Annotated in this window: 20 protein-coding genes and 1 pseudogene; 16 read left to right on the top strand and 5 right to left on the bottom strand. The window is 69.1% G+C overall.

Features of this window, described 5'->3' with window-relative positions; all coding sequences use genetic code 11:
• Positions 1–31 precede the first annotated feature (31 nt).
• A complete protein-coding gene (locus tag ACIRD7_RS02345) occupies positions 32–1,090 on the top strand; it encodes a tartrate dehydrogenase (RefSeq protein ID WP_403448621.1) in 1,059 nt (352 codons plus the stop codon).
• Between the two features lie 208 nt (positions 1,091–1,298).
• Here the strand turns inward: ACIRD7_RS02345 and ACIRD7_RS02340 are convergent, their stop codons facing one another.
• Positions 1,299–2,900, bottom strand: a complete 1,602-nt coding sequence (locus ACIRD7_RS02340) for a PucR family transcriptional regulator (protein ID WP_403448618.1) — start codon at positions 2,898–2,900, stop codon at positions 1,299–1,301.
• A 278-nt stretch (positions 2,901–3,178) separates the two neighbouring features.
• On the opposite strand from ACIRD7_RS02340, the gene solA reads away from it, so the two are divergent.
• The 10 genes and pseudogenes from solA (at position 3,179) to ACIRD7_RS02290 (ending at position 15,470) form a co-directional block, all read left to right on the top strand.
• A complete protein-coding gene (solA, locus tag ACIRD7_RS02335; protein WP_403448616.1) occupies positions 3,179–4,315 on the top strand; it encodes an N-methyl-L-tryptophan oxidase in 1,137 nt (378 codons plus the stop codon).
• A 120-nt stretch (positions 4,316–4,435) separates the two neighbouring features.
• Positions 4,436–5,119 carry a haloacid dehalogenase type II gene (locus ACIRD7_RS02330; protein ID WP_403448613.1) on the top strand — a complete coding sequence of 228 codons (684 nt, stop codon included), beginning with the start codon at positions 4,436–4,438 and terminating at the stop codon, positions 5,117–5,119.
• A 157-nt stretch (positions 5,120–5,276) separates the two neighbouring features.
• Positions 5,277–6,296, top strand: a complete 1,020-nt coding sequence (locus tag ACIRD7_RS02325) for an ABC transporter substrate-binding protein (RefSeq protein ID WP_403448610.1) — start codon at positions 5,277–5,279, stop codon at positions 6,294–6,296.
• A 7-nt stretch (positions 6,297–6,303) separates the two neighbouring features.
• The gene (locus ACIRD7_RS02320; protein ID WP_403448607.1) at positions 6,304–7,260 is read left to right on the top strand and encodes an amino acid ABC transporter permease; all 957 of its coding nucleotides are present in this window, start codon (positions 6,304–6,306) and stop codon (positions 7,258–7,260) included.
• Entirely contained in the window at positions 7,257–8,024 is a 768-nt protein-coding gene (locus ACIRD7_RS02315) for an amino acid ABC transporter ATP-binding protein (RefSeq protein WP_351469011.1), read from the top strand. Before ACIRD7_RS02320 ends, ACIRD7_RS02315 begins: the two co-directional genes overlap by 4 nt.
• Before the next feature lie 322 nt (positions 8,025–8,346).
• Positions 8,347–9,627: an NAD(P)/FAD-dependent oxidoreductase gene (locus ACIRD7_RS02310; protein WP_403448603.1), complete on the top strand. Its 1,281-nt coding sequence runs from the start codon at positions 8,347–8,349 to the stop codon at positions 9,625–9,627.
• A 41-nt stretch (positions 9,628–9,668) separates the two neighbouring features.
• On the top strand, positions 9,669–11,120 hold the full coding sequence (locus ACIRD7_RS02305) for an NAD-dependent succinate-semialdehyde dehydrogenase (RefSeq protein ID WP_403448601.1): 1,452 nt from the start codon (positions 9,669–9,671) through the stop codon (positions 11,118–11,120).
• A 1-nt stretch (position 11,121) separates the two neighbouring features.
• Positions 11,122–12,105: a D-2-hydroxyacid dehydrogenase gene (locus ACIRD7_RS02300; RefSeq protein WP_403448598.1), complete on the top strand. Its 984-nt coding sequence runs from the start codon at positions 11,122–11,124 to the stop codon at positions 12,103–12,105.
• A gap of 283 nt (positions 12,106–12,388) precedes the next feature.
• Positions 12,389–12,577 (top strand): annotated as a pseudogene (locus ACIRD7_RS02295) (CorA family divalent cation transporter); the annotation flags it as partial.
• Positions 12,578–12,911: 334 nt separating this feature from the next.
• Positions 12,912–15,470, top strand: a complete 2,559-nt coding sequence (locus tag ACIRD7_RS02290; protein ID WP_403448596.1) for a GH32 C-terminal domain-containing protein — start codon at positions 12,912–12,914, stop codon at positions 15,468–15,470.
• A 14-nt stretch (positions 15,471–15,484) separates the two neighbouring features.
• Here the strand turns inward: ACIRD7_RS02290 and ACIRD7_RS02285 are convergent, their stop codons facing one another.
• The gene (locus tag ACIRD7_RS02285) at positions 15,485–15,787 is read right to left on the bottom strand and encodes a putative quinol monooxygenase (RefSeq protein WP_403448593.1); all 303 of its coding nucleotides are present in this window, start codon (positions 15,785–15,787) and stop codon (positions 15,485–15,487) included.
• A 55-nt stretch (positions 15,788–15,842) separates the two neighbouring features.
• On the bottom strand, positions 15,843–16,805 hold the full coding sequence (locus tag ACIRD7_RS02280) for a carbohydrate kinase (protein ID WP_403448590.1): 963 nt from the start codon (positions 16,803–16,805) through the stop codon (positions 15,843–15,845).
• Between the two features lie 246 nt (positions 16,806–17,051).
• On the opposite strand from ACIRD7_RS02280, the gene ACIRD7_RS02275 reads away from it, so the two are divergent.
• The 4 genes from ACIRD7_RS02275 (at position 17,052) to ACIRD7_RS02260 (ending at position 21,171) form a co-directional block, all read left to right on the top strand.
• Positions 17,052–18,074, top strand: coding sequence for a sugar ABC transporter substrate-binding protein (locus ACIRD7_RS02275; RefSeq protein ID WP_403448587.1), 1,023 nt, complete (start codon positions 17,052–17,054; stop codon positions 18,072–18,074).
• Between the two features lie 145 nt (positions 18,075–18,219).
• Positions 18,220–19,242 carry an ABC transporter permease gene (locus ACIRD7_RS02270; protein WP_403448584.1) on the top strand — a complete coding sequence of 341 codons (1,023 nt, stop codon included), beginning with the start codon at positions 18,220–18,222 and terminating at the stop codon, positions 19,240–19,242.
• On the top strand, positions 19,239–20,072 hold the full coding sequence (locus ACIRD7_RS02265) for an ATP-binding cassette domain-containing protein (RefSeq protein ID WP_403448582.1): 834 nt from the start codon (positions 19,239–19,241) through the stop codon (positions 20,070–20,072). Before ACIRD7_RS02270 ends, ACIRD7_RS02265 begins: the two co-directional genes overlap by 4 nt.
• A gap of 76 nt (positions 20,073–20,148) precedes the next feature.
• Positions 20,149–21,171, top strand: a complete 1,023-nt coding sequence (locus tag ACIRD7_RS02260) for a LacI family DNA-binding transcriptional regulator (protein WP_403448579.1) — start codon at positions 20,149–20,151, stop codon at positions 21,169–21,171.
• Positions 21,172–21,274: 103 nt separating this feature from the next.
• Here ACIRD7_RS02260 and ACIRD7_RS02255 read toward each other — a convergent pair whose 3' ends face one another.
• Entirely contained in the window at positions 21,275–22,339 is a 1,065-nt protein-coding gene (locus tag ACIRD7_RS02255) for an LLM class flavin-dependent oxidoreductase (RefSeq protein ID WP_403448577.1), read from the bottom strand.
• Between the two features lie 119 nt (positions 22,340–22,458).
• Here ACIRD7_RS02255 and ACIRD7_RS02250 point away from each other — a divergent pair, with 119 nt between their 5' ends.
• Entirely contained in the window at positions 22,459–23,355 is an 897-nt protein-coding gene (locus ACIRD7_RS02250; protein ID WP_403448575.1) for an aminoglycoside phosphotransferase family protein, read from the top strand.
• A 4-nt stretch (positions 23,356–23,359) separates the two neighbouring features.
• On the opposite strand, the gene ACIRD7_RS02245 is transcribed toward ACIRD7_RS02250, so the two are convergent.
• Positions 23,360–23,560 carry an MbtH family protein gene (locus ACIRD7_RS02245; RefSeq protein ID WP_403448572.1) on the bottom strand — a complete coding sequence of 67 codons (201 nt, stop codon included), beginning with the start codon at positions 23,558–23,560 and terminating at the stop codon, positions 23,360–23,362.
• Positions 23,561–23,648 lie beyond the last annotated feature (88 nt).

Here is a 23,648-nt window from a genome sequence, read left to right as displayed (position 1 = left end):
CCCCACGGACCGCCTTGCTGCAATCGACGGCATGACGACAACCCACCGCATTGCCCTGATCCCCGGCGACGGCATAGGCGCCGAGGTACTGCCCCCAGCACAGCAGGTCCTTGACGTTCTCGGCCGCCGCCACGGCTTCAGCCTGTCCTACACGTCGTACGACTGGTCGTGCGAGCGGTACCTGCGGGAGGGCGCCATGATGCCCACCGACGGGCTCGACCAGCTGCGCGACAAGGACGCGATTCTGCTGGGCGCCGTGGGATACCCGGGAGTGCCCGACCACGTCTCGCTGTGGGGACTGCTGATCCCGATTCGGCGCAGCTTCCGCCAGTACGTCAACCTCCGGCCCATCCGTGTCTTCGAAGGCATCGACAGTCCGGTGCGCGGCGCACGTCCGGGCGAGGTCGACATCGTCGTCGTCCGGGAGAACGCCGAGGGCGAGTACAGCGAGATCGGCGGACGACTGAACCAGGGCACATCCGAGGAACTGGCCGTCCAGGAAGCGGTGTTCACCCGCGCCGGGGTCACCCGGATCGCCGACTACGCGTTCTCGCTCGCCGCCCGCCGCCGAGGAAGGCTCACCTCCGCCACCAAGTCCAACGGCATCATCCACACCATGCCGTTCTGGGACCAGCTGATCGCCGAACGGGCCGCCGGGCACCCCGACGTCACCTGGGGCCAGGAACACATCGACGCGCTGGCGGCCAAGTTCGTCCTCGACCCCGCCCGCTTCGACGTAGTCGTCGCCTCCAACCTCTTCGGCGACATCCTGAGCGACCTCGCGGCCGCGGTCGCCGGATCCATCGGCATCGCCCCGTCGGCCAACCTCAACCCCGAACGGGACTTTCCCTCGATGTTCGAGCCGGTGCACGGTTCCGCGCCCGACATCGCGGGCCAGGGCATCGCCAACCCGCTGGGCGCGATCTGGTCCGCGGCCCTGATGCTCGACCACCTCGGCCATGGAGCCGCGGCCAAGGACATCACGGATGCGATCGCGGCGATTCTGGCCAAGAGCGATACCCGTACCCGTGACCTGGGCGGAACCGCGACCACCGCCGAGTTCACCGACCGGCTGATCGAGCTCCTCTGAGTCGTCCCCTTCCGCGGTGCGCGGCGGGGACGACACCACCCGCCGCTCGCCGGGCCACTCCGGCGCGCTGCGCCTCTTTCCGATCCGCGCCCTACCGGCACCCGTGGCAGAGGTCGTTCGAACGGTGCAGGGCGCTCTGCGGTATCGACGATGGCGACGGTCTTCAGAGCGGCGCCGTGTGCGAACCTGCCCTCGCCCCCGCAGGCGCCTAGCCCGCGTCCAGGACCAGTACCGCGACATGCAGGGACGTGCGCTGCAGTCCAGATTCCAGGTCGCAGCCAAGGAGACGTTCAATGGTGTGCAGGCGCTGGTAGTACGCCTGCCGGGACATACCGGAGTGTTTCGCCGCGACCGACTTGTTCCCGGCCGCCGCGAGATACGCGCGCAGCGCAGGGAGCAGGTCGCCGTTGTTGCGGTCGTCGTGCTCTATGAGGCGGGCCAGTTGCCGTTCCGCGTACCGCTGAAGGCGCGTGTCCGCGCGCAGGACGCCCAGCAGGTCCGGCAGCTGGACGTCGGCGGATACGTAGAACCACCGCTCCGGGGAGGCCGCGGTGATGGCCTCGGCGGTCTGCTCCGCCTCCTGCCACGACCGGGCGATCCCGCCGAGGTCGGTCACGCCGGGGCCGACGGCGACGACCGCCCGCGGTCCGAGTTCTTCCCGGGTCAGCCGGCCGATCCGTTCGGCGACCGGCTGCCAGGCACTCGCCTGTGCCAGTGCCATGAGGACGCCGATCCGGCCCGGGGCCGTCTCGCCGACCAGGGCGCGCACGCCCGTGTGCGTCAGCGCCTTCGCGATCCGTTCGTCGACGTGCTCGTCCTCGGTGCTGGAGCACGGGTGGCGGATGACCACGGCGAAGAGCCGGTGTCCGGAGGTGGGCAGCCCCAGTGCCTCGGTGCGGGCACGCGCGTCGGCGGAGGAGCGGAAACGCCGTTCGTACAGGTCTCGCAGCACGGTGCGGTGGGCCCGGCGCTCCCACCAGGCCTGCCCCGCAAGGCGCGCCATGGTCAGCGCGACCGCAGCGCTTTCCAGCACGAGGATGTGTTCGGGGTCGGGCTCGGCGTTGAGCCGGCCCTCCAGCAGGACAAGCCGCCCCCAGGGCCCGTGGTGGTCCTGCACCGGTGCGATCAGCCACCCCTCCGGGCCGCTCGGCGTGATCGTCTCCGGTGTCGGTGCGGCTCGTGAGCGCCGCGACCAGGCCGAGACCACCGGTTCGTACGGCCGGCCGAGCAGCTCGCACATGAGGACCCGGTGGGTGAGGTCCTCCAGTACCACGGGGGCTCCGGTGAGCTCCGCGGTGGTGTGCACCAGTTCCTCGGGGTCCGCGCCCCGCAGGGTCAGGGCGGTGAAGATGTTCTGGATGTCCCTGCCGCGGCGCAGCAGGGCCCCCTGGGCGTCGAGGATGAGCGCGTGCACCGTCTGAGTGACGTCGACGAACCGGACGCCACGGGCCAGCTCGACCAGCGGCACGTCGCGAGCGCGGCACGCCGCCACCAGCTCGTGGGGCACCTTCTGGTACCGGTAGCCGAGTTCCACGACCAGGCCGGCCGCACCGACGTCCGCAAGCTGGGCGACGTAGCCGCGCAGCTCGGAGGGGTCCTCAGGATGCGGCATGCCGGTCGTCAGTACCAGCTCGCCGCCCTCCAGGAAGTCCGCGGGGTTGAGGAGCTCGGTGACGTGCACCCAGCGCACCGGGCTGTCCAGCCGTGACTCCCCGGCCAGCACGCGCGGCATCCCTTCGGTGAGCACGGGCAGGAGCAGTACCTCCCTCAGGGTGGGGAAGTGCCCGGTTGCGGTGTGTCTGGGCGGCATAGGGGGTCTTTCTTCTGAAGGAATCCGGCTCACCATGGCACCGGCCACTCATCGTGACAAGAGGCGGCCCGTCATTCGGGCAGTCCGGTCGTCCGCCGTGACAGACCGTCTCGAGAAGGCCCCAAGCCGGAACACAGTGTGGGTTGACCTGCAGGTTCCGCCGGGCGGAAAGTGAACGCCATCCCCGGCAGGATCCGAACTGCAAAGGTCCGCACGGTATCCGCAGCGTGCTGGGGCCCGACTGCCACCCAGACCACACCATCGAGAGGAGCGACCTCATGCGCATCCCGAGGCGCGTCGCCGTGATCGGTGCCGGCAGCATGGGCAGCCAGGCCATGTGGCGACTGGCCGCCCGTGGAGCCGAGGTCATCGGCTACGACCGGTACGCACCGGGTCACGACCGCGGCGCGGCCGGGGGCGAGAGCCGCATCTACCGAGCCGTCCACCTCGGGGAGCGCGCGTACATTCCTCTGCTGCGGCTGGCGGACCGGATGTGGGAGCAACTGCAGGCGGAGACGGGCCGGTCGCTGCGACGCCGCAGCGGCAGCCTGGTGATGGGGGAGGCCTCCTCACCGTCCATGAGCCTCCTCCTCTCCACCAGCACCGCCCAGGGACTGGATCACGAGGTCCTGGAGAGGGAGGAACTTGCCCGCCGCTACCCGCAGCACCGGCTCCCGGACGGACACATCGCCGTACTGGACCGGTTGGGCGCCGTCATCAGGCCGGAGGCGTCCATCCAGGCCGCCGCCACCCGTGCCGAACAGCTGGGTGCCCGGCTGCACCGCTACACCACGGTGCGCGAGGTCGTCCCCGCGGCGGGCGGCGGGGTGCGGATCGTCACCGACCAGGGCACGGACCATGTGGACGTCGCCGTGGTGACCGTGGGCCCCTGGATCAACACCTTGCTCCCGGACCTTCCCCAAGCCGTCGACGTACGGCGGGTGGTCTGCTCCTGGCACCTGCCCACCCGTCACGACTGGTTCGCGGGCGGTGCTCCTCCGTTCGTACGCGCCGTACCGCACGACTGCTTCGGAATCCCGTCACCCGACGGCATCTCCGTCAAGCTCGGTCTCTCCTTCAAGTACCACGCGCCGGTGCCCGAGCCCGAACGGCTCGACCGCGCGGTCCGCCCCGAGGAACTCGGTACCTTTCGCGAGCTCATCGATGAACTCATGCCCGACCTGAACCCCGACCCCATCAGGATGTCGGCCTACATGGAGGGCTACACGCAGTCCGGAAACCCGCTCGTCGGTCATCTTCCCGGCGAGGACGACATCATCGTCATGGCCGGGTTCTCCGGCAGCGGCTTCAAGATCGCGCCCGCGATGGGAGAGATCGCCGCAGACCTGGCACTCGACGGCACCACCCGGCACCCCGTCGCCTTCCTCGCTCCGGCAGGTGTCGGCGCCGCCTGATCTCCGGCGATCGTCCACGGCACCGCCCTGCGCTCCGACCTTCCTGTCGCGGGCATGCCAAAAAACAAGTCCGTGTCGGCCATGACCGGTTATTCACGCACAAGAGACTGGAGTGCTTCCATGCGTCCCATCCCCTCGTTCCAGTTCCGCCCGAAGTACGTCTCGTTCGACTGCTACGGCACGTTGATCGAGTGGCCGATGACCCCCATCACCCGTGAACTCGTCGGTGACCAGATCCCGGCCGAGCACTGGGACCAGTTCGTCAAGGAGTTCCGCGGCTACCGCTACGACTCGATCCTCGACGCGTTCCGCCCCTACGAGCAGACGCTGCAGGACGCCTTCGAGCGGGTCTGCCGCAAGTGGGGCGTCAAGGCCGCCTCGGACGCCGGCAAGCGGTTGGCCGACGGCGTGCGCAGCTGGGGCCCGCACGCGGATGTGCCGGAACCGCTGAAGAAGATGGGCGAGCACTACAAGCTGGTGATCCTCTCCAACGCCGAGGACTCCTTCCTCGCGGAGAGCGTGCCCCGGCTCGGCGCGGACTTCCACGCGGTCTTCACTGCGGAGCAGGCCGGCTACTACAAGCCCCGCTACGCGGCGTTCGAGTACATGCTCGACCAGCTCGACGCGTCCCCCGAGGACTTCGTGCACGTCTCCTCGCACACCCGCTACGACCTGCTGCCGATGCACGACATGGGTTTCCGCAACCTCGTCCTCCTGGACCGCGGCTACGACCCGGTCACCCACGGCTACGACTACGTGACCGTCAAGTCCCTCGACGAGCTCAACCAGATGCTGGGCATCTGACGCGCCACGACGACGTCCCACCCCCGGCCCGACCCACACATCGCCCCCCACGTAGATCGGGCTCCCCGTACCCCCCGTATCACGGCCCCACCCGCATCCGTCGCATCCCTCGCATCACCGGCCCCCCGTATCCCCGCGTTCCCCAGGAGGCACCGCCATGGAAATCAACCGGACAGGCCGCAGAACCGTACGCCGCACCGCAGGCGCCGTAGCCGCAGCCATGCAGGTCAACAGGCAGTTGAGCATCCCGATCGTCACGACCGCCCTGGCCTTCGCGCTGGCCGCGTGCGGGGCCGGCGCCACCGGGCAGAACGTGGGGGCGAAGAGCACGGCACAGGGCGGAGGATCCGGCCCGTCCGCCGAGCACACCGACGACATCTCGATCGGCGTGAAGCCCGACCAGAATGCGGTGAAGCTGCTGCCCGCCGCGGTGAAGGCCAAGGGCACGCTCTCGGTGGCCATGGACCTGTCGTACCCGCCCACCACGTTCATGGCATCGGACAACAAGACCCCGATCGGGTTCAACCCGGACATGGCCCGGCTGGTCGCCGCCGAGCTCGGTCTGAAGCTCCAGATCAACAACGTCAAGTTCGACACCATCATCACCGGACTGCAGGCAAACCGGTACGACTTCACCGTCTCCACCATGGGCGCCACGGCGGACCGGCTGAAGGCGCTCGACATGGTCGACTACTTCAAGGCCGGGACCGGAGTGTCCGTCCCCTATGGCAACCCGCAGAAACTGGGCACCCACACGCTGTGCGGGCACCGCGTCGGTGTCACGTCCGGCAGCACCCAGGAACTGCAGTGGCTGCCCCAGCTGTCGAAGCAGGACTGTACGAGCAAGGGCAAGCCGGCCATCAAGGCCGTGACCCTGCCCAGCGTGAACGACGCTCTCACCCAGCTGGTCTCCAAGCGGATCGACGCGGTGATGTACGACTTCGTCGCGCTCGAGTGGGCGGCCACGCAGCAGCCCAAGACGTTCGACGTCCTCAAGCCCCTGGTGACCACCAAGCCCGTGACCGTCGCCCTGAAGAAGGACTCCCCGCTGACTCCCGCGGTGCAGGCCGCCCTTCAGTCGATCATCGACAGCCCCAAGTACGCCCAGGCGCTGGGCCGCTGGGGGCTCCAGGACCTGGGGATCAAGACCGCGGCCACGGCCGTCCCGCAGGACTGAGACGCCGATGGACGTGATCGAGACCACGACGCCCAGGAGCGGACCGGTGCCACCACTACGGGCCGAAGAGAAGAAGCGCATCACGCCGAAACGTCCGCGCGACTACGTCGCCTGGGCCGTCGCCATCGCGATCGTCGCCGGTCTGGTGTGGACCGCCGTGACGAACGAGAACTACCGCTGGCCCGTGGTGTTCAGCTACTTCACCACGCAGACCATCCTCAACGGCCTGCTGGTCACGCTGCTCCTGACCGCGGCGAGCATGGGTCTGGGCACGCTGCTGGGGCTGGTGCTGGCGGTGATGCGCATGTCGCAGCAGCGACCCGTCTCCGGGCTGGCCCAGCTCTACATCACCTTCTTCCGCGGCACCCCGGTGCTCGTGCAGCTGGTCTTCTGGTTCAACATCGCGGCGCTGTACCCGAACCTCTCGATCGGCATCCCGTTCACCGACATCTCCACACCGGTGAACGTGAACGCGATCATGACGCCGATGACCGCGGCCATCGTGGGTCTGACGCTCAACCAGGCCGCCTACATGTCCGAGATCATCCGCGGCGGGTTCGCCTCGGTCAGCCGCGGACAGCACGAGGCCGCGGAGTCCCTGGGCATGTCGGCCTTCACCAAGCTCCGCCACGTGATCATCCCGCAGACGATGCCGGCGATCATCCCCGCCACCGGGAACCAGGTGATCGGCATGCTCAAGGAGACCTCGCTGGTGAGCGTGCTCGGCGTCGCCGATCTGCTGCAGAGCGCCCAGGCGATCTACGCCCGCACCTACCAGACGATCCCGCTACTGATCGTGGCCAGCCTCTGGTACCTGATCATGACGCTGGTGCTGAGCGTGCCGCAGTCCATGATCGAGCGCCGCTTCTCCCGCTCCACCCGGGCACGGCTGACCCCGGCCGCCACCTCGGCCGAGCCCGGGGCCGGTCAACTCGTTCCCACTACGAGGGAGTCGCTGTTGTGAACCCGGACGGAACGATCGTCGCACGCAAGCTGTGCAAGAGCTTCGGACGTCACCAGGTCCTGCGTGACATCGACCTGACCGTCGCGGCCGGGGAGATCTCCTGCATCATCGGGCCGAGCGGCTCGGGCAAATCAACCCTGCTGCGGTGCATCAACGGCCTGGAGACCGTCGACCGCGGAGTCCTCAAGGTCAACGGAGAGGACTTCGGCTACGTCGAGAAGGACGACGCCTACCACGCCGTGCGCCCCAAGCGGCTGGCCGAACAGCGCGCCCGTATAGGCATGGTGTTCCAGCAGTTCAACCTGTTCCCCAACATGACCGCCGAGAGCAACGTCATGTCCGGACCGGTACTGGTGCAGAAGAAGGACCGCGCCTCCTGCCGGGAGCAGGCACAGCAACTGCTGGCCAGGGTCGGCCTGGAGGGGTGCGGCCACAAGTACCCCGCCCAGCTCTCCGGCGGCCAGCAGCAGCGTGTGGCCATCGCCCGCGCACTCGCCATGGAACCCACCATCATGCTGTTCGACGAACCCACCAGCGCACTGGACCCCGAGCGCGTGGGCGAAGTACTCGCCGTCATGCGCGACCTCGCCGGCAACGGAATGACCATGCTGCTCGTCACCCACGAGATGGCCTTCGCCCGCGAGGTGGCCGACGAAGTGCTCTTCATGGACGAAGGCATCGCAGTCGAACGCGGCGACGCACGCGAAGTGCTGGCCAACCCTCGCGAGAAACGAACCCAGGCCTTCCTCGAAAGGGTGCTGTAGAAGCGGCTGGTCACGCGGAAGCGGCCTTGCCGTGGCAAGCGTGGAGAAGTCGCCGGCCGACCGCGGGTGACGCAACGTCCGCCTCCCGACCGTCCGCGTCCTCAACACCTCCAGTACGACGTCGAACTGGCCCTCGCCGTCGTCAGCGCCCCCTCCATCGCTCCGTCCGCGAACTCGGTGGCACAGGACAGTCAGCACGGCCTGGCGGCACCGCCCCCATCCCGGCCTTCCCGCCGACACGGGCCGCGCAGGCGCTCAGAGCGCGACCGGCCCCGCTCCCCGGTCACCCCCTCACTTCGAAACTCCCCGCTAAGGACCCGACATGAAGACGATTCCCTACTGGATAGAAACCGCCGGGGCGTTTCCCGACCGATCCGGCAAGCCGCTGACCGAGGACACCGACCTGGTGGTCATCGGCGCCGGCCTGACGGGTCTGTCCACGGCTCTGCACTCCGCGCGCAAGGGCGCCCGCGTCACCCTCGTCGAAAAGGGCCAGATCGGCTCCGGAGCCTCCGCCCGCAACGGCGGCATGGCCAACCTGGGCTTCACCATCGGCGTGGGCCAGGCCATCCGCCGGTACGGGCTCGAACGGGCCCGTGAGATCTACAACTCCTACGGCGAGGCGGTGGACACCGTCGAACGGCTCGTCAACGAGGAGTCCATTGACTGCCAGTTCCGCCGCGTCGGACGCCTGGGCGTCGCCGCCCGCCCCGCCCACTTCGAGAGCAAGAAGGCCCAACAGCGCGCTCTGGCCAAACACTTCGGACACGAGACCACTCTGATCGGCAAGGCCGAGCTGCGTTCCGAGATCGGCTCCGACACCTACCACGGAGGCCTGCTCGACCCGTTCAGCGCCGCCCTGCACGTCGGCCGATTCGTGCGCGGCATGGCCGAGGCGTGCGAGCGCACCGGTGTCGAGATCCACGAGCGCAACGCGGCCGTCGGCGTACGGCGTACCGCCGCCGGACGGTTCGAGGTCAGCACCGAGCGCGGTGTGATCCGTGCCGGGCAGGTCATGATGGCCACCGACGCCTACACCGACAGGAACTTCCCCTGGCTGCGCCGCCAGCAGGTCTGCGTGGGCAGCTTCATCATCGTCACCGAGCCGCTCGGTGAGGAACTCGCCCGGGACATCATCCCCAAGGCCCGCCTCATCGTCGACTCCAACAAGGTCTGCCACTACTTCCGGCTCACCCCGGACAACCGGCTGCTGTTCGGCGGCCGAGCCCGCTTCGCGCCGTCCGACCCCACCTCGGACAAGAAGAGCGGGGCCGTCCTGTTCCGTGAGATGTGCGGGATCTTCCCCCAGCTCTCCCGCACGAAGATCGAGTACGTGTGGGGCGGCTCCGTCGGCTTCGCCATGGACCGCATCGTGCACGCCGGCCAGACCGACGACGGCGTCTACTACTCCATGGGATACGCCGGCCACGGCGTGCAGATGGCCACCCACATGGGGCAGGTCATGGCCGAGGTGATGGACGGCCACCCCGAGGTCAACCCCGTTCGCGACATCGCCCCGCCCCGTATCCCCCTCTACAACGGCACCGCCTGGTTCCTGCCCTTCGCGGGCGCCTACTACAAGACGCTCGACCGCATCCGCTGACCGGTCGACAGCCCCTCTGCACCCACAAGGAGATACCCACGATGACTGTCGTCCGTGATGTTCCCAAGCAGCTGTTCATCGGCGGCGATTGGCAGGACGCGGAGTCCGGCCGAACCCTGTCCGTCGACAACCCGGCCACCTGCGAGAAACTGTGCCAGGTCGCCGACGCCTCACCCGGCGACGGCCGACGGGCCCTTGAAGCGGCGGTCGCCGCGCAGGCCGCCTGGGCCGCCACTCCACCGCGCGTGCGCAGCGAGATCCTGCGTCGCGCCTACGACATCATCATCGCGCGCACCGAGGACCTCGCGCTGCTGATGACCCTGGAGATGGGCAAGCCCCTGGCCGAGGCGCGTGCTGAGGTCGCCTACGGCGCCGAGTTCTTCCGCTGGTTCTCCGAGGAAGCCGTCCGTGTCGACGGCGGCATGATGACCGCCCCCGACGGCAGGAATCGCCTGCTGGTCACACGTCAGCCCGTCGGACCCTGTCTGCTCATCACTCCCTGGAACTTCCCCCTCGCCATGGGCACCCGCAAGATCGGCCCCGCCATCGCCGCCGGCTGCACCATCGTCCTCAAACCCGCCCCCCAGACCCCCCTGACCAGCCTGGTCCTGGCTCAGATCCTCACGGAAGCGGGTCTGCCGGCCGGGGTGCTGAACGTCGTCACCACCTCCGATGCCGCCGGCGTCGTCGAACCCCTGCTGCGCGGCGGCCAGATCCGCAAGCTGTCCTTCACCGGCTCGACCCAGGTCGGCCGGATCCTGCTGGCCCAGTGCGCCGACACCGTCATCCGCACCTCCATGGAACTGGGCGGCAACGCCCCGCTCCTCGTCTTCGCCGACGCCGACCTCGACGTGGCCGTCGAGGGAACCATGGTCGCCAAGATGCGCAACATGGGCGAGTCCTGCTGCGCGGCCAACCGCATCTTCGTCCACACCTCTGTCGCCGAGGAGTTCGCCTCCCGCATGGCCGCCCGCATGGCCGCCCTCACCGTCGGGCCCGGCACCGAACCCGGCACCGATGTTGGCCCCCTCATCGACGTCGTCGGCCGCAGCAAGGCACACGACCTGGTGCGGGACGCCGTCAAGCGCGGCGCCACCGTCCTGACCGGCGGCGAACTCCCCGAGGGCCCCGGCTGCTTCTACCCGCCCACCGTCCTCACCGGTATAGCCCCCGACTCCGCGATCATCGACTCCGAGATCTTCGGCCCGGTCGCCGCGATCCGTACCTTCGAGACCGAAGACGCGGCCGTCGCTGCCGCCAACGACACCGAGTTCGGCCTGGCCGCCTACCTGTTCACCCAGAACCTCGACCGTGCCCTGCGGGTCGCCGAACGCCTCGAAAGCGGCATGATCGGCATCAACACCGGACTGGTCTCCAACCCCGCCGCGCCCTTCGGCGGCGTCAAGCAGTCCGGCCTGGGCCGCGAAGGCGGACGCGTCGGCATCGACGAGTTCCTGGAGTACAAGTACCTGGCCGTCCCCGTCGGAGCCTGACATGCGCGACCGACTCGTCGTCCTCTACCGCGGCAACCGGCCTCCCGCCACCGCGCGCCTCGAAAGCCTCGCCGACACCGTCTACGCCACCGAGGAGGAGCTGCCCTACCTCCTCCCCGGCGCCGACGTCCTGCTGGCCTGGGTGAACATCACCCCGGCCATCCGGGAGGCATGGCCCGACGATCCGCACAAGGCACCCCGCTGGGTGCACGCGTCCTCCGCAGGCGTGGACTCCTTCCTGTTCCCCGCCCTGGTGGACGATCCGCAGGTCGTCCTGACCAACGCCCGCGGGGTCTACGAGCAGCCGACCGCCGAGTACGTCCTGGGCCTGATCCTCGCCCTCGCCAAGGACTTCCCCGGCACATGGGAGCACCAGCGGCGCCGCGAGTGGCGCCCGCGCCCCAGCGACAGCATCACCGGACGCACCGTGCTGGTCTGGGGGACGGGGCCGATCGGCCGGGCCATCGCCCGGCTGTTGCGCGCCGTCGGGATGCGGGTGAGCGGAGCCGGCCGCGCGCCCCGTACGGACGACCCCGACTTCGGCACGGTCCACGGTGCGGCGACTCTGCGCTCCGCCCTGACGGAAGCGGACTACGTCGTCCTGGCCGCTCCCCTCACACAGGGCACCCGGGGAATGGTCGACGCCCCCGTGCTGGCGGCCATGAAGCCGGGGGCCCGGCTGATCAACGTAGGCCGTGGCGGACTCGTCGACGAGGAGGCGCTGGTCGACCACCTCGCCGCCGGACGGCTCGCCGGCGCAGCCCTGGACGTGTTCGCACAGGAACCGCTGCCTGCCGAATCTCCCCTGTGGAACATGCCCGGCGTGATGATCTCCCCACACACGGCGGGCGAGACCACCAGCGAGCGAGAGGCGCTCATCGAGGTGTTCCTCGACAACTTCACACGGCACATCGAGGGCCGACCGTTGCGCAACGTGGTGGACAAGCGGCGCGGATACGTGGTCGACGACACGCGCCCCGCCTGAAGACGAGTTGCACGCGGCAGGCTCCAACGGGACAACCCGAAGCAGGCGGCAGCTCTTCGTAACTGATAGAAGGCATCTGACAAGCAGAGGCATGTCCTCGCCAGAACGCGTGACCGGCACCTCCGCTGGGGAGAAGCTGGGGAGGATGAGCAGCCCTGGGGAGCGCGTGGGGAGAATCGACTACATAACGCGGCGTGCCCCTGAAAGACGAGGAAAGAGCCATCCGTGCAGGTCACAGGCGACTGGGATTCGTATCGTCCCAGGTCAGCCCGACCAGGTAGACAACTTCAAGAAGATCTCGGCGTGGGCGGCGATCCTGTTCGCACCGACGCTGGTCGGGACGATCTACGGGATGAACTTCGAGCACATGCCGGAGTTGCACTGGGTGCTCGGATACCCCTTCGCCATCGCCCTGATGGGGATCGTCTGCACCGGCTTGTACATCATCTTCAAGCGCCGGGACTGGCTGTAGGACCTCGCTCGGCGCTCCCCGGTCCTTCTTCGCGGAGGCCTGGACGACGTCCCGGCAGCCCGCCGTTTCACCACCCAAGTCGCAGCCCCGGCCTGCCCGTTCGCCCGCGCGGGGGCCCACCGCCGCAGGACCAATCGCGTCCGAACCGTTGACGCGCTCACCGGACTGCCCCTCATAATCGGGCACGTGATGTCATCGATGACACAAGTCAACGATGACACCCCGGGGCGGCGGCGTGGACGTCGATGCCGGCCCGGGATGCCACTTTTTCGGTCCGTCCGCGCCGGGGCCGCAGTCAGTGCTGTGCCGACGAGCCGCGGGACTAGGAGACACCATGAGCTCTGTACACGTATCCCGGCATGCCCGTATACGGATGATGGCGGCCGTGGCGACCGTCTGCGCCCTGTCCGCGGCCCCACTCGCTCACCGGGCCGTAGCGGCCGACACCCCGGCGTACACCGAGACCTACAGACCCCAGTTCCACTTCACTCCGGAGAAGAACTGGATGAACGACCCCAACGGCCTCGTGTACTACAAGGGTGAGTACCACCTCTTCTACCAGTACAACCCGAACGGCAACTCCTGGGGCGACATGTCCTGGGGGCACGCGGTGAGCAAGGACCTCGTGCACTGGGAGGAGTTGCCGCTCGCCCTGTCGCACGACGACGAGGAGATGGTGTTCTCCGGCAGCGCGGTCGTCGACTGGGACAACACCACGGGGTTCGGCACGAAGAGGAACCCTCCGATGGTGGCGATCTACACCAGCGCCTACAAGAACGGCGGCAAGCAGGCCCAGTCGCTCGCCTACAGCACCGACCGCGGCCGTACCTGGACCAAGTACCAGGGCAATCCGGTGATCGACATCGGCTCCACCGACTTCCGTGATCCCAAGGTCCAGTGGTACGAGCCGACCAAGAGCTGGCTGATGACGGTGTCGCTGTCCGCCGAGCACAAGGTGCGGTTCTACTCGTCGAAGAACCTCAAGGACTGGGAGTCGCAGAGCGAGTTCGGGCCGGCCGGTGCGACGGGTGGCGTGTGGGAGTGCCCGGACCTGTTCCCCCTCGCGGTCGACGGGGACAAGAAGAAGATCAAGTGGGTGCTGGTCGTCAACATCAACCCCGGTGGCATCGCGGGCGGATCGGCCGCTCAGTACTTCGTCGGCGACTTCGACGGCAAGAGGTTCATCGCCGACGACAAGGGCACCTACACCCCGCCCACCGGCACGGTGGTTCAGGACTTCGAAGGCGCCGGCTTCGGTGAGTGGACGACGAGCGGAACCGCGTTCGGCCAGGGACCGGCAACCGGGGCGGTGGACGGGCAGGGAGCCGTCACCGGCTTCGACGGCAAGGGCCTCGCCAACAGCTTCCACGGCGGCGACGGCGCCACCGGCACCCTCACCTCCCCCTCCTTCACCGTGAGCAGCCCTTACTTGAACTTCAAGATCGGTGGCGGGCGGCATCCGCACGAGGCCGGAACCGTCCTGGACAGGACTCCGCCCGAGGGCACGGTCCTCGCCGACTTCGAAGGCGGAACCTACGGCGGCTGGACGGCGACCGGGGACGCCTTCGGCTCCGCACCGGCGATGGGCACCCTCCCCGGCCAGCAGCAGGTCTCCGGCTTCCTGGGAGGCGGGCTGGCCAACACCTTCCGGAACGGCGACGCGATCACCGGCACCCTCACGTCGCCCGAGTTCACCGTCGACAGGAAGTACCTCAACTTCCTTGTCGGCGGCGGCAACCACCCGGCGGGCTCCGCCAACCCCACCGCCGTGGAACTCCTCGTGGACGGCCAGGTCGTCCGCAGCGCCACCGGAAAGGACAACGAAGCGCTCAACTGGGCCTCCTGGGACGTCGGCGGACTCGCCGGCAAGACGGCGCGGATCAGGATCGTCGACGACAACACCGGCGGCTGGGGCCACATCAACGTCGACCACGTCATGCTGTCCGACACCCAGGCCCGGCCTGTCTCCCAGGAGACGTCCGTCAACCTGCTCGTCGACGGCAAGGCCGTCCGCAGCGTCACCGGCGCCGACAGCGAGACCCTGGACTGGGCCTCCTTCGACATGCGCCCGTACGTCGGCAAGGAGGCGCGGATCCAGATCCTCGACATGAACACCGCCGGCTGGGGCCACGTCCTGGCCGACCGGTTCACCGCCGCCGACAAACCCGCCAAGTCCGTCGTGCAACGCGCCGACTGGGCCGACTACGGCAAGGACTACTACGCGGCGGTGTCCTGGGAGAACGCGCCGGGCGGCAAGCGCTACATGATCGGCTGGATGAACAACTGGGCCTACGGCCAGTCCATCCCCACCTCCCCCTGGCGGAGCGCGCAGAGCGTTCCGAGAGAGATGGCCCTGCGCACCGTCGACGGTCAGGTCCGGCTCACCAGCAAGCCGGTGGGCAGCCTGGAGTCCTTGCGGCACAAGCGCCCGGCCACGGTGTCCGACGTAACGGTCAAGAGCACCTCCAAGCCCTTGACCGGCCGTGGGGTCAAGGGCAAGGCCCTGGACATCGAGGCGACCTTCTCCCTGAAGGACGCCGAACGCTTCGGTCTGAAGGTCCGCACCGGCGCGGGTGGCGAGGAGACCGTCATCGGCTACGACGCCACGACCCAGGAGGTGTACGTCGACCGCACCCGCTCCGGTGCCGGTGACTTCCACAGCACCTTCCCCGGCGTCCAGGCCGCACCCCTGAAGGCGAAGAACGGCAAGGTCGAGCTGCGGATCCTGGTCGACTGGTCATCCGTCGAGGTCTTCGGCGGCAGCGGCGAAGCGGTGATCACCGACCAGATCTTCCCCGACCCCTCCAGCACCGGCGTCGAGGTCTTCGCCGAGGGCGGCACCGCCACCCTCGACCGCATGCGGGCGTGGCAGCTGAGGTCCATCTGGCGGTGATGAGTCCAACGCTGTCACGGATGCGTGGCCAGCGGATCGAGGAACGTCAGTACGGAGGCGTCTTCCTCGATCAGCGGCGTGAGGGCGGCGTTGAACGGGGGGCCGTACGGGGCGTCCAGGTGTGCCTTGAAGGCGTCCTCGTCCCGGTAGACCTCGAAGATCCAGTAGGCGCGCGGGCTGGCCGCCTTGGTGTAGACGTCGAAGGTCAGGTTGCCTTCCTCTTGGCGCACCTTCAGGGCGTAGTCCCGGATCAGGCGGGCGACCTCGTCCTCCGCTCCCTCTCGGGCGGTGAACTCGGCGAGCAGGGTCTTCGTCATGGTTTCGTCTCCTCGTCAGTGGGTGGAGTCGGGGTGGTGGGCACCGTACGGTCCCTCAGGCGTCGCCTGCGGTCGCGAGCAGTGCCGGCTGGTCGCGCCATGGCGGGTTGGGGCCGGCGACCGAGCACGTCAGGGAGGCGACCCGGGTGGCGAACCGGCAGGCTTCGGCGACTTCGTCGAGAGCGAGACCGGTCAGCCGGCCACCGAGGCTGCCGCGGGCCGCGAGATGGTGCAGCAGCCCGGCGGTGAAGGAGTCGCCCGCCCCCACCGTGTCGACCACCTGGGTCGTCACCGCCGGCACCCGCAGCCGTTCGCCGTCGAGTGAGGCCAGGGCTCCGTCGGCGCCGAGGGTGATGATGACGAGCCGTGCCCCTGCGGCGTGCCAGGTGTCGCATGCCTGCTCCGGCGGGGTGCCCGGCAGGAGCAGTTCCAGGTCGTCCTCGCTCAGTCGCAGGATGTCGGCGAGGGCGCACCAGTGCGCCAGCCTGGCGCGGTACACGTCGGGGTGCACCAGCAGCGGGCGGACGTTGGGATCGATGCTGATGGTGGCCTGACGTGAGGCCGTCGCCAGGAACTCCTCCACCACCGCCGCGCCGGGCTCACGGACCAGGGCCAGCGACCCGGTGTGCACACAGGCCGTCTCGGACAGGTCCAGCCCCGCCAGTTCCCCCGAGGTCCACTGCCAGTCGGCCGTGTTCTGCGCGTGGAAGGAGAACGCGGCCTGCCCGTGGGCGTCCAGCTCGGCCACGGCCAGCGTGCTGGGCTCGGCGGCCGCCACGGCGTACGACAGGTCCACGCCCGACGCCTCCAGGTGGGCCCGGAAGAGGCGACCGAACACGTCGCCGGACAGCCGCGCGAGGAAGCGGGCCGGGGTGCCCAGCCTGGCCAGGGACACGGCCGTGTTCGCAGGTCCGCCGCCCGGCAGCACCCGCAGCGCGAGCTCGTTGCGGGCACTTGTGGGTTCGGTGAACGCGTCCGCGACGCACTCCCCCAGGACGGTGATCTGATGCGGGCTCATGGGCTGCTCTTCTCTGAGAACGCGCGGGCGAAACGGGCACTTCACGGGCAGCCGCTGAGCGGGTTCGGGCGGGCGACGGCCCCGGGCGTTGCCGATTTGTGACGAGTGCAAGGCATTGACGTTGCCTGGAGGCGGAGTCCATCATCCTCGCCATGAAGTGTCAACGATGACATAAGTCAACGATGACACCTCCGGGACGGCATGCCCGATGCCGGCCGCTCGCCCGCAATCCCGCAGGAGTTGTTCATGTCTCGCATCTCTCGTCTGCCCGTCTCCTTGCTCAGAGCCGCTGCCTGCACGGGTGTCGCAGCCCTCGCCCTGACCGCCTGTGGATCCGGATCCGGATCGGGCACGGCTAACGCCGGATCGGGCAGCGTCAAGGTCGGTCTGATCACCAAGACCGACACCAACCCGTTCTTCGTGAAGATGAAGGAGGGCGCGGAGAAGGCCGCCAAGGAGAACGGTGTCGAGCTGTCCACCGCGGCCGGCAAGTTCGACGGGGACAACGCCGGTCAGGTCACCGCCATCGAGAACATGGTCGCCGCCGGGGTGAAGGGCATCCTGATCACGCCGAGCGACTCCAAGGCGATCGTGCCGGCGGTCGAGAAGGCCAAGGCCAAGGGCGTCCTGGTCATCGCCCTGGACACCCCGACCGACCCGGAGAGCGCGGTCGACGCCCTCTTCGCCACCGACAACCTCAAGGCCGGCGAGCTGATCGGCGAGTACGCCAAGGCGGCCATGAAGGGCAAGGCGGCGAAGATAGCCACCCTCGACCTCGCGCCGGGCGTCTCCGTCGGCGTCCAGCGCCACGACGGTTTCCTGAAGGGCTTCGGCGTCAAGGAGGGCGACCCCTCCGTCGTCTGCTCCCAGGACACCGGCGGTGACCAGGCCAAGGGCCAGACCGCCATGGAGAACTGCCTCCAGAAGTCGCCCGACATCAACGTCGTCTACACCATCAACGAGCCCGCCGCGCTGGGCGCGTACACCGCGCTGAAGGCCAAGGGCCGGGAGAAGGACGTGCTGATCGTCTCCGTCGACGGCGGCTGCACCGGCACGCAGGCCGTCAAGGACGGCAAGATCGCCGCGACCTCGCAGCAGTACCCGCTGAAGATGGCCGCCGAGGGCGTCAAGGCCGTCGCGACGTACGCCAAGGACGGCAAGAAGGCCTCCGGTTACACCGACACCGGCGTCACGCTGATCACCGACAAGGCGCAGGACGGCGTCACCTCCGAGGACACCGCCTTCGGCCTGGAGAACTGCTGGGGCTGAGCCGCCCCCGACGACCGTACGTTCGCCGCCTCTCCCTCAGCGGGGCGGCCGGCCACTCCTCCCCGGCCGGGGACGGCCGCCCCCTCGTCCTCCCGCCGTCCGCCAAGGACCGACAAGGACCTGAGTCTTCCGACAAGGACCTCGCATGACTGCCACGTCCACGCCACCCTCCACACCCTCCACGTCCAAGGCGTACGCCGACCTCAAAGGACCGAGCACGGTCCGCAGACTGCTCACGCAGCCGACCACCGGCCCGCTGGCAGCCCTCCTCCTGGCCTGCGTCTTCTTCTCCGTCTCGACGGACCAGTTCCTCACCGGCGGGAACTTCTCGCTGATCGTGCAGCAGGTCATGGTCGTGGGCACCCTGGCCATCGGCCAGACCCTGATCATCCTCACCGCGGGCATCGACCTGTCCTGCGGAGCGGTGATGGCGTTCGGCAGCATCATGATCGCCAAGATGGCGGCCGAGGGCTCCCTGCCTCCGCTCGCCGCGATCGCGTTGGGCCTGGCCGTCTGCGGCGGCTTCGGCCTGCTCAACGGGGCGCTGGTGCAGAAGATCCCGCTGCCGCCGTTCATCGTCACCCTCGGCATGCTCAACGTGGCGTTCGCGCTGACCCACATCTACTCCGAGGAGCAGACGGTCACCAACCTGCCCGGCCCGCTGACGGCCCTCGGGCAGACCTTCCCGCTCGGCAAGACCGACATCACCTACGGCTCGCTGGTCACGATCGCCCTGTTCCTGCTCCTCGCCTACGCCCTGAGCAACACCAGTTGGGGCCGGCACGTCTACGCGCTCGGCAACAGCCCGGAAGCGGCCCGGCTGAACGGCATCCGCACCTCCCGCCTGACCATCGGCGTCTACACCGTGGCCGGCCTCCTGTACGGCATCGCCGCCCTGCTGCTCATCTCCCGGACCGGGGTCGGCGACCCGCAGGCCGGGCAGACCGACAACCTCGACAGCATCACCGCCGTGGTCCTCGGCGGCACCAGCCTCTTCGGCGGACGCGGCTCGGTGCTGGGCACCTTCATCGGCGTCCTCATCGTCGGTGTGTTCCGCAACGGCCTGCAGCTGATGGGCGTCGCCTCCATCTACCAGACCCTGATCACCGGAGTCCTGGTGATCCTCGCGGTGACCGTCGACCAGATTTCCCGGAAGAAGGCCCGATGACCACCACCACTGCGACCCCCGTTCTGCAGGCCCGCGGCCTGGTCAAGCGCTACGGCCACGTCACCGCCATCGACGGCGCCGACTTCGACCTGATGCCCGGCGAGGTCCTCGCCGTCATCGGCGACAACGGCGCGGGCAAGACCAGCCTCATCAAGGCCCTCACCGGCGCGGTGGTCCCCGACGCGGGCGAGATCCGCCTGGGCGGCGAACCCATCACCTTCTCCGGCCCGCAGAGCGCACGCGCCCACGGCATCGAGACGGTCTACCAGGACCTCGCCGTCGCGGCCTCCATGGACATCGCCTCGAACATGTTCCTCGGGCGCGAGCTCCGCCGCCCCGGCATTCTCGGCAGCGCCTTCCGCATGCTCGACAAGAAGCGCATGCGTCAGGAGGCCGCCGAGCACATGGCCGACCTGAAGATCGGCCTGCGCTCGCTGACCCAGTCCGTCGAGACCCTCTCCGGCGGACAGCGGCAGGCCGTGGCGGTCGCCCGTGCCGTGGCCTGGGCCCGCAGTGTCGTCGTCATGGACGAACCCACCGCCGCCCTCGGCGTCAAGGAGTCCGGGCAGGTGCTGGACCTCATCCGCCGCGTCCGGGACAGGGGCATGCCGGTCGTCCTGATCAGCCACAACATGCCGCACGTCTTCGAGATCGCGGACCGGATCCACGTCCACCGACTGGGCAGGCGCGCTGCTGTGATCAAGCCGTCCGACTACTCCATGGCGGAGGTCGTCGCGATCATGACCGGTGCGCTCACCGTCGATGCGGCGGGAGGTACTGTCGTCGCGGATTCCGAGGCCGCGAAGGCTGCGGGAGTCCAGGCCAACTGACGACAGGACTGAAGCACTCACAGGTTCCGGCCGAGGCCGCGGCCGGGACCGACGAGCACAGGAGACCGTTTCCTCCATGGCAGCGAACCGCCGCCCGACCATGGCAGACGTCGCACGTGAAGTGGGCGTCAGCGCCAAGACCGTCTCCCGGGTTCTCAACGAGGACGGATACGCCTCGGCCGAGACCAGGGAACAGGTGCTCGCCGCCGTCGCCAAGCTCGGCTTCCAGCCGAACCTCATGGCCCGCAACATCCGTGTCGGCGGCCCGGACACCACCATCGGACTGGTCATCCCCGATCTCGGCAACCCCTTCTTCGGAGCGGTGGCCGGCGCCATCGAGGACACCGTCCGCGAACGCGGACTGACCCTGCTCATGGGCTCCTCCGCCGACGACCCCGACCGCGAACGCGCCCTGACGGACAAGTTCCTCGCCCGCCGCGTCAGCATCCTCATGGTCGTGCCGTCCGTCGGCGCCGACCACTCCCATCTCAAGGCCCACCGCACCGCCGGGCTCCCCGTGGTCTTCATCGACCGCCCCGGCGCGGGCCTGGCCACGGACAGCGTCGTCAGCTCCAACCGTGACGGCTCCCACGAGGGCCTCGCCCACCTGATCGCCCACGGCCACCGACGTATCGGCTTCATCGGCGACCTGCCCGTCAAGCTCTACACCCGCCGCGAACGCCTGGCCGGCTACCGCGCCGCCCTGCAGGAAGCCGACATCCCCTACGACCGCTCACTGGTCGTCAGCGCACACGACCAGCGGGGAGCCGAGGCCGCGACCTCGAAGCTGCTCGCCCTGGCCGATCCCCCCACGGCCCTGTTCGCCGGCAACAACATCATGGCGCTGGGAATAGTGGCCGAACTCGCCCGCACCAAGCGCAAGGACGTGGCCGTCGTCGCCTTCGACGACGTAGCACTCGCCGAGGCACTGGAACCTGCCCTGACCGTCGTTGCCCAGGACCCCGAGGAAATCGGCCGCAGCGCCGCGGCCACCGCACTGGCCCGCCTCGACGGCGACCGCGCCCGGGCTCGGACCATCACCGTGCCCACCCGGTTGATCGTCCGGGGCTCGGGGGAGCAACCGGCGCCCAAGCCGTAGGCCGTGCCCGGCCGGCGCCGACCGGGCACGGCGCCGCGGTCATCCAGTGGCCCACGGGACGGCGCGCCCCCGCTGCCATCCCGTCACTCCGGCCGATGTCCGCTCAGGTGAGGAGTTCCGCGAGCCGGGCCATCTCGATGGGCGGGTCGGTCACCGGCTGGATGAGGAGTTCGTCGATGCCGGCCTGTTCGAGGGTGGCGATGCGGGCGAGGAGGTCGTCGCGGGTGCCGACCAGGGCCAGGGTGTTCATCAGCGAGGGCAGAACCAGGTCGCGGTCCTGCGGGGCGATGCGTCCGAGGTAGTTGGGGTAGAGCTTGGTGTGCCGGTCCGGTGCGGTGGCGGTGGTGCCGCGCCGGTCGAGGAGCCGCCGCACCGCCTCGCGTTCCTCGGGGCCCAGTTGCTCGATGAAGGCGGGCTTCTCGGCGGCTGTGTCGGCGGCGAAGGCCAGCAGTGACAGGACGAGGTGGCCGGTCGCGTCCCGGGCCGCGTCGCCGTGGGGGTCCTCGTTCTCGTCGAGGAGATGGAGCGAGGTGACGAGGTAGGAGTCCGTACGGGAGCCGGGGTCGCGGGGTGTGTCCTCGGCGGCGTGGCGGCGGGCATCGTGCAGCGCGTGCCAGGCGGTTGGGTCCAGCAGGCCGAAGGAGATGAGGCCGGTGGCGCGGCGGCCGGCGACGGCGGCGGCCCGCGGCCCGAGCGCGGCCATGACGAACTCGATCGGGTCGGCGGTGTTCACGTGCGCCCCGGTGTGCAGGAACCGGATGTCGCGGACCCGGTCACTTTCGCGGTACTCGGTCGAGCGTCCGGCGCACAGGTCCTGCAGTGCGGCGGTGAAGTTCTCGAGCCGGGCCGTCGTGGTCGGCCGCATGCCCAGTGTGCGCCGGGCGGTGTTCCCGGTGCCGACGCCGCAGATGATCCGGCCCGGTGCCAGGGCGTTGAGGCCGGCGAGCCCGCTCGCGGCGGCCGGGGCCGAGCGGAGCGCCGGGGAGGTCACGCCGATGCCGAGCCTGATGCGGCTGGTGGCCTTCGCGCACAGGCTCAGGGCGACGAAGGGATCGCCGTGGACCATCGGGGTGTCGTTGACCCAGAAGCTGTGCAAGCCCAACTCCTCGGCCCGCACGGCGAGTTCCTCCACTCCGGGCTGCGCGCCGACCACGACGCCTGCGCGCATCACGACCTCCAGGGGATGCGGATGGAACGGAACTTGCTCAGCATGACAGGTCGCGGCGGCCGAGCCCGAGGCACGGAAAACTGGTTGCAGCCGTAGATCGTGACGTTGATGCTTCCCCCGTGAAGATGCACGCCAACCAGCTGACGGTGTCACCCGAGGCAGTGCGCACACTGGTGGATCAGCAGTTTCCCGAATGGCGGGGTATGCCGGTCAGGAGCATCCCTTCGCAGGGTACGGTCAACGCGATCTTCCGGATCGGCGATCGCTTCACCGCTCGATTCCCTCTTGAGTCCTCGGACGTCGAGTCGACGCGGATCCAACTGGAATCCGAAGCCGCAGCGGCTCGCGAACTGGCGGGGCGGACGCGTTTCCCCACGCCCGAGCCCGTCGCGCTGGGCGAACCCGGGGCGGGCTATCCCCTTCCGTGGTCGGTGCAGACGTGGCTGCCCGGAATCGTGGCCGCCGACGAGGATCCAGGCGAATCACCGGCGTTCGCCCGCGACTTGGCCGATCTCATCGGCGACCTTCGCGCGGTCGACACACGTGGCCGCGCCTTCGCCGGCACAGGCCGGGGAGGCGACCTGATGTCCCACGACGCGTGGATGGAGACCTGCTTCGAACACAGCGAGCAGCTCCTGGACGTCCCCCGGCTTCGCCACCTCTGGGCAACGCTGCGCGAGCTGCCGCGCGGCGCGGCGCAGGACGCGATGACCCATGGCGACCTGATTCCCGGCAACGTACTCGTGTCCGCCGGCCGGCTGGCGGGAATTCTCGACGTCGGCGGCTTCGGCCCGGCCGATCCTTCTCTGGATCTCGTGAGCGCGTGGCATCTCCTTGATGCCGGTCCGCGGCGGCTCCTCCGCGATCACCTGGGATGCGACGACCTTGAGTGGGAGCGGGGCAGGGCGTGGGCCTTCGCTCAGTCCATGGGGTTGGTCTGGTACTACGAGGAAAGCAACCCGCCCATGAGCCGGTTGGGCCGCCGCACCTTGGAACGCATCCTGGCGAGCGACTGAGGGCCTACGCCGAAAGAGACCGCGGCCGCAAGTCGGTCCAGTGGGACTCGATGTACTCCAGGCACGCTTCCCGGGTGTTCTCGGCGAAGACGATCGTCCATCCGCCGGGCACCTCGGCGAAGGACGGCCAAAGGGAGTGCTGGCCCTCGTCGTTCACCAGAACCAGGAAACGGCCTTCGTTGTCGTCGAAGGGGTTGGTGCTCATTCTGAGTGCCTCCTCGGAACGTCAACGTTAGGTTAGCCTGGCCTAATTGACAGGATCTTAGCCGTCGCCGCTCTGCCTTCACAAGGAG

This window comes from Streptomyces sp. NPDC093568 (assembly GCF_044764945.1).
In the GTDB taxonomy this organism is placed as follows: Bacteria; Actinomycetota; Actinomycetes; order Streptomycetales; family Streptomycetaceae; genus Streptomyces.
The sequence above is the reverse complement of the archived record's forward strand: the minus strand, read 5'-3'. Positions and strand labels throughout refer to the sequence as shown.